We start from the raw sequence: 13657 nt of genomic DNA, 5'->3' as shown, positions 1-13657 counted from the left end.
TCCTGTCCCCGTGAAACTGCTTCTCGTCGTCGCCTGCGCGCTGATCGATGCCGACAACCGCATCCTCGTCACCCAGCGACCGGAGGGCAAGGCGCTCGCCGGGCTCTGGGAGTTCCCCGGCGGCAAGTTGGAGCCGGGCGAGCGGCCGGAGCCGGCGCTGATCCGCGAGCTGCATGAGGAGCTCGGCATCACCGTGAAGGAGGAGTGCCTCGCGCCGCTGACCTTCGCCAGCTATGCCTATCCCGAATTCCATCTGCTGATGCCGCTCTATGTCTGCCGACGCTGGGAGGGCTCGCCCGCCTCGCGGGAGGCGCAGGCGCTGAAATGGGTTCGCCCAGGCAAGCTGCGCGATCTCGCCATGCCCCCGGCCGACGAACCGCTGATTCCGCCGCTGGTCGACCTGCTCGGAGCGTAAGCCCCGCTCAATGCACGGCCGGCAGGCCGAGCGCCTCCCAGCGATCTCGCGGGATGGGATCGCCGACATGGAAGGCGAAGGCGGTGACGCGCTTCAGATCGGGCGAGAGTGTGCAGGCGAAGCGCAGCCCATACCAGCGCTGCCGGCTGCGGAAGGCGGCTCCCTCGGCCATCAGGACCTGGCCTGAAAGCTTGGTGCCCGCCAGGGCATAGGCAGTGACGCGGTCGGGCTCGAAACTGCGCTGCCAGTCATGGATCTGGCCCATCGCTTCCAAACCGCAGAGCTGCTCGACCCGCTCGTCGGGGGCGAGGCGCGGCAGCATGGCGAGCGCATCGCGGCTGCGCGGATCGGCCAGCACACGCTGCGAGAGCATGCGCGGCGGGTGGACCATCCCGTCCGCCGCGACCGGGGCGGGAGGGCTCGGTGCCGGCGCGGCAGGGGTTGCGGGAGCAGGCGGGGCGGCGAGCGGTGGCGCGATGTCCGGGACAGGCGCGGTCGGTACGGGGGCCGGCGTCGGCGGTTGCGGCCGGGTCAGCGCCTCGAATTGCTCGGATGTCTGCAACTCGACCTCGACGCTCTGCTCGGCGATGGGGGCGATGTCGAATTGCTGGATCGCGACCGAAGCGAGCCAGGCGATCAGCGCGGCATGCAGGATCGCGGCAGCCGGCAGTCCCGGCGCCAGCGTCGCAGCTCGTGACCGAGGCGCCGATGGCATGGTTCAGGGCACGGCCTTGCCGCGCGCAGATGTGCCGCGAACAGACTTGCCGCGAACAGAATCGCCCGGTCGGAATATCGCCATCATCCGGTTTCGCGCCTCGCCCCTCGCCGGGGAACAGCCGCGATCAAGCCGGCATTTTTGTGTCGATCTCGGCCGGAGCGGGTTCCGCCTCGTCGCGGCCGAGCTGAAAGCGCTCGAAACGCTGCAACTCCTCCTCGATGGCGGTCTTGAGGGCGGGCGCCTCGAAGCCATCGAGCCAGGTCCAGCGCTGCATCAGGAGCTTGCCGGCGGCGCGGTCGGTCTTGAGGTCGAGGACGGCGACGATCCGGTCCCCCGCCAGTACCGGCAGGCCGAAATAGCCGTAGACGCGGTTCTCGGGGCGCAGATAGGCCTCGAAGACATGGGCGTAGTCGAAGAACAGCTTCGCGCGCTTGCGCTGGATCACCAGCGGGTCGAAGGGCGAGAGAATATGGATCAGGCCGGGCTCCGGCGGCTCCGGCACCGTCTCCAGCGCCTCGGGCGCCGCCCAGTGGACCTGCTTGCCGGCGCCCTCGATCGCGACGGGCACGAGCTCCTTGCGCCTGACCCGGCCGGCGATCTGCGCGGCCACCGCCTTTTTGCTGGGCGCGTCGAGATGGCAGGCGGAATCGAGGCTGACGAGCCCCTGCGCCCTCAGCGCCCGGTCGAGCTTGTAGGCGGCAACCTGCCGCTCGCTCGCCGGCGTCGGCCGCTTCTCCCACTGGAAATGCCGGTCGAACAATTCATAGGTCTTCACCATGCCGGTGCGGGCGGAGATCACCAGCTCGCCATCGTAGAAGGCGCGCTCCAGCAGGCCCTTCGAGGGCTTCTTGCTGGCCCAGAGATGGGCCTTCTCGATCAGCTCCTCCTCGATGTCGCGGATGGAGAGGGCGCCGTCCCGGCGGATGCGGCGCAGCAGCTTGCGGGTTTCCTCGCGGGAGCCGACGGCCGACCAGCGCTTCGGCTCCTCGCGATGCGCCTTCATCTCCGGCAGAAAATAGCGGATGTCGCGGGTGGGCACATAGGAGAGCGCATGCGTCCAGTATTCGAAGACGCTCTTCTCGACCGATTGCGCCTGGGCGAGGTCGCTGCGGCGATAAGCGGGGATGCGGGCGTAGAGGATATGATGGTGGCAGCGCTCGATCACGTTGATCGTGTCGATCTGGACATAGCCGAGATGCTCGACCGCGGCCCGAGTCGCTTCGGGGCCCGAGCCGAAGGGTGCGCGCCGGTTGAGCCGCTGGGCCGCGAGCCAGATGCGGCGGGCCTGTTCGGCGGAGAGGGCGAGCGGCTTGCGGGGGCGGGGCGGCATGGATGCAAGCTAGCCACCGCGCCGGCGCTTCGTAAGAGGGCGCGGGCTTCTCCGCTGACAGCGGCTGGCGGGAGCCGCATGGCGGATCCTCGAGCAGCCGCGACGCCGGGCCTCAGGGCGCGACGATCAGCGCCCAGTAGACCTGGTACTTGGAGCCCGGCGCATAGGCCGTGGCGATGCCCATGCGCTTCGCCTTCGCGTCCTTCATGACGCGGTCGTGCTGGGGCGAGTCGCGCCAGCCGGAGAAGGCTTCGGCCAGACGCCGGTAGCCGGCCGAGAGATTGGCCTCGGCGCCGGGCACGCCCTCCTTGGCGAGCCGTGCCTTCACCGCATCGGCCTGCGCCGGCTTGTCGGAGCGGGCCATCGCCTCGGCCTCGCGCTGGGCCGCCTCGTCGAGGGAGGGGTCGAGCGCCAGCGTGCCGAGGCCGGCGTTCATGCGGTAGGCCGAGATCATGGCGCGGGCCTGCTCGGCATCGACCTTGGCCGAGGTCGAGCCGAGGTCGCGATAGAAGGCGGGCTGGGCCTGGCGCTGCGGCTCCGTGCAGCCGGCGACGCCGAGCAGGGCGAGCGCGCCGGCGATGGCGGCGGGGCAGGTCATGGCGCGCTGGCCCGCGAGGCGGCGCAGGAGGCTGCGGCCATTCCGCGATCCCCCGAAGCGCGGAACGGCCTCAGTTCCTTGTTCCGGCGCATGGTCTCGACGCAAACCGATGTCCACTTCGCTCGCAAATGCTTTGGGCATCCGGTCATTCCTTGTCGCTGTCCTTGGCATTGGCGAGGTCGGGGAGGGGAAGCGGCTTCGTATCCGGCTTGTCCTCGTCCTGTGTTTCGTCCGCGTCGGGCGTGGCGGCCCGGGACCGCCGCGGTTGCGCCACGGCGGTCTTGCCGTTTGTCGCCGGCTTGCCGGCGCCGGGCGCGGCCTTGTGCCGCGCCTCGCCACCGCGGCCGACGGCAGCGGCGATCTCGCCCAGCGAGTGCTCGACGCCGTCGAGCCCTTTCACCAGCAATTGCGGCGTATCGGCCGGTGGCTCCAACTCGGTCAGGCGCTTCTGGATGGCGAAGTTGAGGTCGCTGTTGACCCGGCCGGTGATCTCGACGTCGGCGACGACGCAGATCAGCTCGAAATCCATCGTCGTGGTGCCGATCTTCTTGAACATCACGGCCGGCGGCGGCTTCTGCAGCACGTCGCCATGATTGCTCGCGACCTCCGAGAGCATGGCGCGGACCTGCCCGGCATCGAGCGTGCGCGGCACGGTGAGCGCGATCAGCACCCGGCCGGTGCGGTCGCTGCGGACGCGGTTGCGCACCACGCCGGAGATGAGGTTCGAGTTCGGGACGATGACCGAGGAGCGGTCGAAGGTCGCGATCTCGGTCGAGCGCACATTGATGCGCTTGACGATGCCCTCGACATCGCCGACCACGACCTGGTCGCCGACCCGGATCGGCCGCTCCCAGAGCAGGATCAGGCCCGAGACGAAGTTCGACACCACCGACTGCAGGCCGAAACCGATACCGACCGAGAGCGCCGAGGCGACCAGCGTCAGCCGTTCCAGGCTCAGGCCCACCGCCGAGACGGCGATGGCGACGGCGGCGATGTAGCCGAAATAGCCGGCGGCGGTGGTGATCGAGTTGCGCAGGCCGGGGTCGAGATGCGTCGTCGGCAGGAATTTGTTGTCGAGCCAGCGCTGCAAGGTCCGGGTCGCGGCGATGCCCAAGGCGAAGACGACGGCGCCGACGACGATGGTCGAGACCGAGACGGTGACGCCGCCGACCTGGAAGCCGAAGAAGGCGGCGCGCAGCGAACCCAGGAAATCCGAGGATTCCAGCCCCCAGGGCGCCAGCACCAGCAGCAGCGTCACGAAGAGCAGCAGCAGCTTCAGCACCCCGGCGCCGAGCACCGCGATCTTGTCGAGCGTGGCCGCGCGCAGGCCGACACCGGCGCGCAGCGTCAGCGCCAGCCGCCCGTTGCCGGTCAAGAGACGCGGGATGCCGAGATCGACGAATTGATGCGTCAGCAGATAGAGGCAGGCGACGATGCCGAGCCAGAGCGCCTGCTGGGCCAGGAAGGAGGCGAAGACGATATAGCCGCTGAGCGCGGCCGCGATGATGGCGAGGCCGATGATCCAGCCGAGAATGCGAAGCGGGCCGAGGCTCGCGCCATCGACCGGGACATAGGGGCCGAGGCAGGCTTCCTGCTCGACATCTTCGTCGTCCCGGATCCGGTAGAGCCCGGCAATCAGCGCCAGCGCGAAGAGGATCGCGAAGAGCGCCTTGACGATGATCGAGATGGCGAGGCCGGCGGCGATGGCCTGCAGCCAGGCCTCGAAGACCTTGCCGACCGCCGTCACCAGCGCGAGCGCGCTCGCGATCCAAACGACGCTGCGGGCGGTGTCGTCGAGCACGCGGATCAGGCGCCGCTGCGGGCTCGAGGGTGCGAACACCGCATCGGCGAGGGCCTGCACGAAGGCGACGAAGGCCAGCCCCATCACCACGGCCCAGATCACGGGCTGGATGCGCTCCGGCAGCAGGCCGGTGGTGCTGAGCGCCTTGTAGAGCAGCCAGCTCGCCAGAGCCGGCGGCGCGGCGCCGGCGACGATATGCGCCAGCGCCACGTAGAGGCAATGCAGGCTGCCGGTGTCCTGGGTGTTGGCGTAGCGGGCCTTGAAGCGCGGCAGATAGCGGGCGCGGGCCCAGTAGAGCAGGATGGCGCCGATCAGCGCGAGCGCGAGAATGCCGCCGCGCGTGCCCGAAAGCGCATCCGAGACGCCGGAGAGCCAGCCGCCGAAGACATAGCCCGAGGCGCGCAGGTCCTCGGGCGCTGTCGCCACCGCGTTGCCCCAGACATCGGGGCTGAGCACGGAGGGGCCGGCGGCGAAGAGGGTCGTGGCGAAGATCTCGCGGCGCTTGTCGCCGATGGTGCTCTGCAACTGCTCCGCCTGGAGCAGCGCGGCGCGGGCGATCTTCAGCGTCTCGTCGGCATCGGCATAGGCCTTGGTCCGGGCCTCGCGCTCGCGGGCGATCTCGGCGGATTCGGGCGGGGCCTTCTCGTCCGGCTTCGGGCCGAGCTGGTCGAGTTTGAGCTTGGCCTGGTCGACCAGCGGGCCCTGCTGCTCGATGACGAGGCGAAGCTGGTCGAGCGAGGGCTGCAGACGGACGCGCTGCCGCTGCAATTCGGCATCGCTGAGGTCCGGGCGCGTCAGGGTCGTCTCGATCTGCGAGAGTTCGAGCCGGACCGCATCGAGGCGCCCGCGCGGGCTGTTGGGGTCGACCGGCGCGGCGGCCGGCGCGGCCGCGGGAGCGGTGGCTGGAGCGCCGGTCGGCGCCGGGGCAGGTTGCTGGGCCTGCGCGCCCGGCTGCCCGGCGGCCAGTGCCAGCGTCAGCACGCAGAGGGCGAGCAGAGCACGCATAGCGTGCCGAAAGCGCGGCGCCAGCTCAGTGGTCATGGTCGGGCGGCCCCGCTCCTGAGGGTGATTCGTATCGCTCCCGAGCCTCGGCACAGCCACGGGCTCAAGGCAAGACGAAGGCCGCTTTTCGACTGCCGGCAAGGCAAGACTCCCGCAATTCCTTTGCTGGATCGCGCCCGAACCGGACGCCACGCCGCGTCTTCACCGGCAAAGGCGACCTGAAGATGGCAGGGCCGCGCTTTTTCTCCGCTGCGCGGCTCTCAGGACGAGGGCCCGTCTTCCCGAACCGGATCGTCAGCCCTTCTTCTTCACCTTGTCGCGGTTGCGATAGCTCGCATTGCCCAGCCCTGTGCCGATCGTGAGCACGGCCCAATTCTCCACGTCCTGCATCGCCGGCATCTCGCTCAGCCCCTGGATGACGGCGTCGTTGTGCATGACGATCTCGGTGTCGTGCTCGCCGATCCGGGGCACGAGCTCGCGCACGCTGGCGACGAGGTTGAAGCGGCTGCTCTCCCAGTTGCCCGGCAGGTTCTGGGCGCCGCGGTCGATGCTCCCGTCGGGCTCGATCAGGCCGGGGCAACCGATGCCGATGAAGGGCGCGACGCGCAAGCCCTCCTTCTCGGCCTGCTCGATCTGTTCCTTGAGCATCCGGCCCAGACGTTTGATCGCCTCGTCGCGGCTCGTCTCTTCGTCGGCATGGCGCCAGAGCTCGGATTTCCAGACGCGGGCCTTGCCCAGATCGGGCGCCTTCTTCTGTCGGAGCTCGACGATGCCGGCGCGGATGTTGGAGCCGCCGATATCGACGGCGACGAGGCTGTCGAAAGCCTCGAAGATCCATTTCGGCGCGAGATGCGCGCTACCGACGAGCCCGGCCTCGTCCGGGTGGTGACGGATCGGGACGAGGTCGATGTCGCGGCCCTCCGTGCGCAGGATGATGGCGGCGCGCGCGATGGCGAGCTCGCCGATGCGGCTCTCGCGAAAGCCGCCGCCCACGACGATGCGCTCGACCTCGGCCCAGTTCTTCAGCCGGGCAAAGCGGCGGATGACGAAGGCGAGCGACTGGGCGAAACCCTCGACCGCGCCGAGGACGAGGGCGGCCTCGGTGGCGTCGCCCTCCTTCAGCAGCGCATCGAGCTCCTTCTTGCTGATCTCGGCCGTCTTGCCCCGGAGCGGATCGTCGCCGTTCTTCTTCAGATGCTGCCGCAGCGCATCGAGATGCTCGACGAAGGCGCTGCGGCTCGCCTTGTCGCCGACGAAGCCGTCCTCGTCGCGGATTTCGAGATTGTAGCTGGTGACGATGACGGAAGGCAGCTCCGCCGCCCCGTGCGGGCCCGTCGCGCCGGCACTGCGCGTCTTCTCTGCCGTTGCCCCAGCCATGTGCTCTCCTCTTGCGATCTCTCCGGAGGCAACACCGCGCCCGGCGCGAGGTTCCGGTGCGGGCCGGATGCGTCTTCCGCAGGCCGCGGCTGCGTCGGGGGCGCCTCCGGCCGGTTGACCGCGGCGGCGATCGCCGCTCCAACGAGGAGGGCAGCGAAGATCGCCGGTTTTTGGGGGCGAGAGTTTTGGGGGGACGAGATTTGGCGGATCTGATCTATCGCGCGGTCGTCATCGGCATCGGCGCGACCATCCTGTTCGATCTCTGGGCGCAGTTCCTGCGGCTCTTCGGCATGCCGAAGCCGAACTGGGGTCCGCCGGGGCGGTGGTTCGCGCATCTGCTGCGCGGGCGCGTCGTGCATGAGGATATCGGCAAGGCCGAGCCGGTCGCCAACGAGGTCGCGCTGGGCTGGCTCTTCCACTACCTCGTCGGCATCCTCTTCGCCGGCATCGTGCTGGTGGTCTGGGGCATGGGCTGGGCGCGCAACCCGACCTTTCTCCCGGCGCTGATCGTCGGGCTCGCGACGGTGGGCTGCGGCTGGTTCATCCTGCAGCCGGGCATGGGCATGGGCATTGCCGCCTCGAAGCGCCCGAACGCCAACCAGATCCGCCTGCTCAACATCGTCGGGCATACGGTCTTCGCCATTGGCCTCTACGGCACGGCGCTGCTGATCCGTTGAGGCACTGCGCCGTCATGCTCGGGTCAAGCCCGAGAATGACGGCGCTAGTCCAGGATTCGCGTCTCGTAGGCGTAGAGCTGGCGGTAGCCGAGGCTGCGATAGAGGCTGATTGCGATGGCGTTGCTCTGCTCGACCTGCAGATAGGCGCTGTGGCAATCCATGGCGCCGGCCCAGCCCATCAACCCGGCGACGATCCGGCGGCCCAGCCCCTTGCCGCGATGGGCGGGATCGACGCAGATCAGCCCGATCTCGGCCATGCCGCGCTCCGCCACCGCCATGCCGAAGGCGACAGGCTCGCCCTCGACCAGCCATGAGGCGAAGGCGGCGGGCAGGCGGACCTTCTCGACGATGGCCGCCAGATTGCCCGCATGCGTCTTCACGCCGCTCTGGCGCGCGGCGACGCCGGCGATCCATTCCAGCTCGGGCCGGGCCTCGATCTGGAGCTCCGCCTCTTCGGAGACCGGGAGCCCGGCTAGCGGCGCGATCATGCCGAAAGAGGCGTCCTTGACCCTGTAGCCGCGTGCCAGCACGGCCGCGCGGGTCGCCTCGGCGACGAGCGGGGTCAGCCGGATCGTGGGCGGCAAACCGTCAGCGCGGTAGAGCTCCTCGAGCATGTCGAGCATGGCATCGTCGAGCTCGGCGCCATAGGCGAGCGGCGTCGCCGAGTTGGCGCGGCCGGAATAGCCATTGGCGAAGCGCAGCACCCAGTCGCCGAGGACGAGCGTCGACAAGGCCGGCCAGGCATTGATGATCCGCCGCTCGCATTCCAGCGCGAGCTGGCTGTCCTCGTTCGTCGTCAGCATCATGCTCCTCCAGCCGGCTTGCGGGGCGTCGGCCGCCAGCCCGGCGGCGCCATCTCGAATCCCGAAAACGCGAAGCCCGGCGCGACCGTGCAGCCCACCAGCGTCCAGGCGCCGAGCGAGGTCGCGCTCTGCCACCAGCCGGCCGGCACCACGAATTGCGGGCGCTGGCCGGCGGCGAGATCGGTGCCGAGATGATGGGCCGAGGCGTCGTGGCCATTGGGCGAGACGGTGATGACCAGCGGCGCGCCGGCATAATGGTGCCAGATCTCGGCGGCATCGACGCGGTGCCATTCCGAGGTTTCGCCGGTGTCGAGCAGATAGTAGATCGCGGTCGAATGGCCGCGTCCTTCCGGACCTTCCGCGTCGCGGAAGGTCTCGCGGTAATGCCCGCCTTCGGGATGGGGCTTGAGGTCGAGCAGGCGGATCACCTCCGCCGCCGTCAGCCCTTCGAGGCGATGCGGCATGGTCAGAACTTGTTCTTGGCTTCGCGGAGCGCCGCGAAGACCTGGGAAGTCGGCTTTCCGGCGAGATGGACGGCGGCCGCCAGCGCGGGCTCGCCGGCGCGGAAGAAGGGGTTCGTCGCCTGTTCCTCGGCGATGGTGGTCAGCGCCCAGAAGCGGCCTTCGGCCTTGGCTGTCCCGGCCTCGGCGAAACGCGCGGCGAGCGCCGCGTTCGTCGGATCGACCGAGCGGGCGAAGCGGGCATTGGCGAGCGTGTAGTCATGGCCGGTGACCAGCCGGATGTCGCCGGGCAGCGCCATGATGCGCGAGAGCGAGGTCCACATCCGGTCCATCTGGCCGGGCTGGACCCGGCCGCAGCCCATGACGAAGACGACGTCGCCGACGAGCGCGATCTTGCTGCCCAGGCCGATATAGCTGAGATGGCCGTCGGAATGGCCGGGCGTGTGCCAGATCTCGAAGCGCTCGCCCGCCAGCGCCACGCTGTCGCCTTCACCGATCACGCGATCGAGCGGGGCGGATGTGCGGGCATCGGCCGGGCCGACGACGGTCGCGCCCGTCGCCTGCTTCACCTCGGCGACGCCTTGCGTATGGTCGTGATGGGCATGGGTGATGAAGATGTCGCTGATCGTCCAGCCCTTGGCCCTGGCGGCGGCGAGCATCTCGCCGGCATCGGGCACGTCCACCGCCGCGCAGGCGCCGGTCGCGGGGTCGTGGAGCAGGGCGCCCGCATTGTCGCTGAGCGTGCGGAAGACATGGAGGTCGAGCGGCATGGCGGACTCCTGCGAGTGCGAACGGACGCCCTGCATGGGCCATGGCCGCCTGCCGATCAAGCCACCGGGCGCGCAGTGTCGTCGTGCAGTTGCTGCGGAAGCCGCCCTTGCGTTCGCGCGCGTGGCGTTCCATCTCAGGCGCCATGCCTCTCGACGTCGTCGACCTGCGCGCCTTCTACGCCAGCCCGCTCGGGCATGTGGCGCGACGCTTCATCGGCCGGGCGATGCTGCGCTTCTGGCCGGATTGCGACCGCCAGCGGCTGCTGGGGCTGGGTTTCTCCACGCCCTATCTCTCCGTGCTCGGCATCGAGGCCGAACGCACCATCGCCTTCATGCCGGCGGCACAAGGCGTGGTGAACTGGCCCTCGCCGGGGCTTTCCGCCTCGGCGCTGGTCGAGCCGACCCTGCTGCCGCTGCCGACCGCCTCGATCGACCGGGTCGTGCTGGTCCATGCGCTGGAGGAGACCGAAAGCCCCGACGACCTGCTGGAAGAGGTCTCGCGCGTGCTCAATCCGGGCGGGCGGATGATCCTGGTGGTGCCCAACCGGCGCGGCCTCTGGGCGCGCATGGACGGCACGCCCTTCGGGCAGGGCCGTCCGTTCAGCCGCCGCCAGCTCTCGGCGCTGATGCGCGCCGCCGAATTCTCGCCCGAGCACTGGGCCGAGGTGCTCTATGTCCCGCCGCTGCAGCGGCGGATCCTGATGCGTTCGGCCTATGCCTGGGAGCAGATCGGGCTCGGGCTGTCGCTGCCCTTCGCCGGGGTCCATGTCATCGACGCGACCAAGCAGTTCTACCGGCGCGCGCCGCTGCGCGCGACGCGGCGCAGCTTCGCGCTCAGGCCCATCCTGCTGCCGCAGCCCGCGCCGACGCCGCGCGCCGCGAAGCCTTCCGGCAGCGCGGGACTGGAATTCCCGTCACCTCGAAAACCCCATGCGGGTTGACAATTTCGCCGGGTCGCGGACATGGTCCGCCGCCTTTCGAGCCCCGGTTTCATGCGAAACCGCCGATCCGTGCCGAACCCGGCGCGGAAGCTGAACTGGATCACGATGCGTAGCTATCTGGATTTCGAGAAACCGGTCGCCGAGCTCGAGGCGAAGTCGGACGAGTTGCGGGCTCTCGAGGCGCGTGGCGACGGCATCTCGTTGTCGGAAGAGATCGGCAAGCTCGACGCCAAGGCGAACCAGGCGCTCAAGGAAATCTATGCGGCGCTGACGCCCTGGCAGAAGACGCTGGTGGCGCGCCATCCGCAGCGGCCGCATTTCAAGGATTACTGCGCCGCGCTGATCGAGGAGTTCACGCCGCTCGCGGGTGATCGCGCCTTTGGGGAAGACGAGGCGATCGTTGGCGGCTTCGGCCGCTTCCGCGGCGAGGCGGTCTGCGTCATCGGCCAGGAGAAGGGCGATTCGACCGAGACCCGCATCCGGCACAATTTCGGCATGCCGAAGCCCGAGGGCTATCGCAAGGCGGTGCGGCTCGTCGAGATGGCCGGCCGCTTCGGCCTGCCGGTGCTGAGCTTCGTCGACACCGCCGGCGCCTATCCGGGCATCGATGCCGAGGAGCGCGGCCAGGCCGAGGCCATCGCCCGCTCGACGGAGGCCTGGCTCGGCCTGCCCACCGCCAGCGTCGCGCTGGTGATCGGCGAGGGCGGCTCGGGCGGGGCGATCGCGATCGCGGCGGCGAGCCGCGTGCTGATGCTCGAGCATGCGATCTATTCGGTGATTTCGCCGGAAGGCGCGGCCTCGATCCTCTGGCGCGACACGGCGCGCGCGCAGGACGCCGCCACCGGCATGAAGATCACGGCGCAGGATCTGCTCAGGTTCGGCGTCATCGACGGAATCGTCTCCGAGCCGACCGGCGGGGCCCATCGCGACAAGCAGGCGGCGATGACCCGGGCGGGGGACGCCATCGCGGCGGCGCTCGCCGATTTCGCCGGCCTCGACGGGGCCGCGATCGTCGACAAGCGGGCGGAAAAATTCCTCGGGATCGGGCGCCATCTCTGAAAGCGTTGATTTCGCGCCTGCGAAACGGCGGCGTCTTTACCGGGCATTGACCATGTGGCCAGACTCAGGGAGCCTATGGTAAGGAACCCTCAAGGCTAACGCTTCTAAAACAGGACGACGGCACAATTTAGCCGTCTTGCGAAGTCACAGGTCGCGCCCCGGCCTGCCGTTCGATGGGATTGACGACGTGGCACTGAAGCAACTCGCGCTCGTGGCTTTTGTTGCATTGACCCTGGCGGCTTGCGAGGAAGAGCGTTATCGCGGCGCCGGTCGCCACAACATCCCGATTCCGTCGGCGACCTATGCGCTGATGTCCGAGAAGGGCATGAGCAAGGACCAGCCGATCCTGATCCGCTCCTACAAGAAGGAGTCGGAGCTCGAGGTCTGGAAGCGCAAGGCCGACGGCCGCTACGCCCTGCTCAAGACTTTCCCCATGTGCCGCTGGTCGGGCCAGCTCGGCCCGAAGGTGCGCGAGGGCGACCGCATGGCGCCGGAGGGCTTCTACGCCATCGCGCCGCAGCAGATGAACCCGAACTCGTCCTATTACGTCTCGTTCAACATGGGCTATCCCAACGCCTATGATCGGGCCCATGGCCGCACCGGCGCGCATCTGATGGTGCATGGCGCCTGCTCCTCGGCCGGCTGCTACTCGATGACGGACGACCAGATCGGCGAGATCTACGCGCTGGTGCGCGAGGCGCAGAACGCCGGCCAGAAGGCCGTGCAGATGCAGGCCTTCCCCTTCCGCATGACGGCGAAGAACCTCGCCCAGCACCGGCTCGATCCGAACATCGCCTTCTGGAAGAACCTGAAGGAAGGCTCGGACTATTTCGAGGTCGTGAAGGACGAGCCGGCGGTGTCCGTCGCCGGCGGCCGCTATGTCTTCAATGGCGGCTCGGAGCCGGCCGAGGTCGCCGCGAAGGAACGCCAGGACGCGGTCGAGGTCGCTGCCCTCGTCGCCAAGGGCACGCCGGCGATCCGGCTCGTCTATGACGATGGCGACCAGCATAATTCGTTCAAGCAGGCTCTGATGGCCGGCGGGGCCGATGCGCTCAACCGCAGGGCGTCCTGGGCGTCGCGGGATGTCGGCATCAGCCGCGAGGATGCGCTGGCCTCGGGGCCGAGCGTGGTCGTGCTCGACGACAAGGGCAAGGCGAAAGGCACGGCGCGCGCCGCTTCTGCGGATGACGGCGCGGTGATGGCTGCGGTTGCCGCCGCCGCGCCGGCCGAGGTTGCCAAGCCCGAGCCCAGCAAGCCCGAACCGGCAAAGGCCGAGACCAAGCCGTTCACCGCCCCGGCGACGACCCAGCTCGCGCGAATCCAGCCCGGCAAGGCCGAGCAGGCGCCGGTGCTGGCCAGCACCACCTCGGTGCCGGTGGCTGCGCCGGCCGAGGAGAGCAAGCCCTTCCTGCAGCGCGCGCTGAGCTTCATGCCGACATTCGGCGGCTCCTCCAGCACGAGCGGGCAGAGCACGGCTGCCGTCGAGGTGCCGGTCGAGGTCACCGTGCCGACAAATCCGACCAATATCCGCGCCCCGCTGCCGCCGCGACGGGCGACGAATCTGCGCACCAGCAGCCTGGACCAGTCGCCGGCCGCCTATGCCAGCCAGCCGGTCACGCGCTGATCGCGGTCGTTTCCGGCGTTTTGGGTATGTGACGGAACTGCAACAGTTCCCGATCAAATGATCTGAGCCTGTTTTGCAGGC

13 protein-coding genes are annotated in these 13657 nt (G+C 69.2%); 5 read left to right on the top strand and 8 right to left on the bottom strand.

Translation table 11 applies throughout. From position 1 onward, the window contains the following. Positions 1-10: 10 nt before the first annotated feature. Complete coding sequence (gene mutT / locus IED13_RS10495; protein WP_185748012.1) at positions 11-415, top strand: 8-oxo-dGTP diphosphatase MutT; 405 nt, start codon at positions 11-13, stop codon at positions 413-415. A gap of 7 nt (positions 416-422) precedes the next feature. Here the strand turns inward: mutT and IED13_RS28775 are convergent, their stop codons facing one another. The 5 genes from IED13_RS28775 to IED13_RS10470 form a co-directional block, all read right to left on the bottom strand. Beyond that, positions 423-1130 (bottom strand): DUF930 domain-containing protein, encoded by a 708-nt coding sequence (locus IED13_RS28775; RefSeq protein ID WP_248312535.1) that lies wholly within the window; start codon positions 1128-1130, stop codon positions 423-425. A gap of 127 nt (positions 1131-1257) precedes the next feature. After that, a complete protein-coding gene (locus tag IED13_RS10485; protein ID WP_191124139.1) occupies positions 1258-2463 on the bottom strand; it encodes a winged helix-turn-helix domain-containing protein in 1206 nt (401 codons plus the stop codon). Positions 2464-2575: 112 nt separating this feature from the next. After that, a complete protein-coding gene (locus IED13_RS10480) occupies positions 2576-3202 on the bottom strand; it encodes a CAP domain-containing protein (RefSeq protein WP_318652246.1) in 627 nt (208 codons plus the stop codon). A gap of 4 nt (positions 3203-3206) precedes the next feature. Next, complete coding sequence (locus IED13_RS10475) at positions 3207-5903, bottom strand: DUF3772 domain-containing protein (RefSeq protein ID WP_191124138.1); 2697 nt, start codon at positions 5901-5903, stop codon at positions 3207-3209. A gap of 255 nt (positions 5904-6158) precedes the next feature. Then, positions 6159-7241 carry an ROK family protein gene (locus IED13_RS10470; protein ID WP_191124137.1) on the bottom strand — a complete coding sequence of 361 codons (1083 nt, stop codon included), beginning with the start codon at positions 7239-7241 and terminating at the stop codon, positions 6159-6161. 200 nt (positions 7242-7441) lie between these two features. On the opposite strand from IED13_RS10470, the gene IED13_RS10465 reads away from it, so the two are divergent. Continuing rightward, complete coding sequence (locus IED13_RS10465) at positions 7442-7918, top strand: DUF2938 domain-containing protein (protein ID WP_133560914.1); 477 nt, start codon at positions 7442-7444, stop codon at positions 7916-7918. A gap of 44 nt (positions 7919-7962) precedes the next feature. Here the strand turns inward: IED13_RS10465 and IED13_RS10460 are convergent, their stop codons facing one another. Genes IED13_RS10460 through gloB form a run of 3 tightly spaced genes read right to left on the bottom strand, consistent with a single transcriptional unit; the run spans position 7963 to position 9952 of the window. Next, positions 7963-8721 (bottom strand): GNAT family N-acetyltransferase, encoded by a 759-nt coding sequence (locus tag IED13_RS10460; protein WP_112761708.1) that lies wholly within the window; start codon positions 8719-8721, stop codon positions 7963-7965. Continuing rightward, entirely contained in the window at positions 8721-9185 is a 465-nt protein-coding gene (locus tag IED13_RS10455) for a cupin domain-containing protein (RefSeq protein ID WP_038362849.1), read from the bottom strand. The genes IED13_RS10460 and IED13_RS10455 overlap by 1 nt, the downstream gene beginning before the upstream one ends. 2 nt (positions 9186-9187) lie before the next feature. Continuing rightward, on the bottom strand, positions 9188-9952 hold the full coding sequence (gene gloB, locus IED13_RS10450) for a hydroxyacylglutathione hydrolase (RefSeq protein ID WP_191124136.1): 765 nt from the start codon (positions 9950-9952) through the stop codon (positions 9188-9190). A gap of 143 nt (positions 9953-10095) precedes the next feature. On the opposite strand from gloB, the gene IED13_RS10445 reads away from it, so the two are divergent. From IED13_RS10445 to IED13_RS10435, 3 genes are all read left to right on the top strand, one after another. Beyond that, positions 10096-10893 (top strand): class I SAM-dependent methyltransferase, encoded by a 798-nt coding sequence (locus IED13_RS10445; RefSeq protein ID WP_112761760.1) that lies wholly within the window; start codon positions 10096-10098, stop codon positions 10891-10893. Positions 10894-10998: 105 nt separating this feature from the next. After that, positions 10999-11952, top strand: coding sequence for an acetyl-CoA carboxylase carboxyltransferase subunit alpha (locus tag IED13_RS10440; RefSeq protein ID WP_038364053.1), 954 nt, complete (start codon positions 10999-11001; stop codon positions 11950-11952). Positions 11953-12139: 187 nt separating this feature from the next. Next, positions 12140-13576: a murein L,D-transpeptidase family protein gene (locus tag IED13_RS10435; protein WP_191124135.1), complete on the top strand. Its 1437-nt coding sequence runs from the start codon at positions 12140-12142 to the stop codon at positions 13574-13576. Positions 13577-13657: the final 81 nt, after the last annotated feature.

This window comes from Allobosea spartocytisi (assembly GCF_014764685.1).
In the GTDB taxonomy this organism is placed as follows: Bacteria; Pseudomonadota; Alphaproteobacteria; order Rhizobiales; family Beijerinckiaceae; genus Allobosea; species Allobosea spartocytisi.
This window is presented reverse-complemented; position numbering and strand designations above follow the sequence as displayed.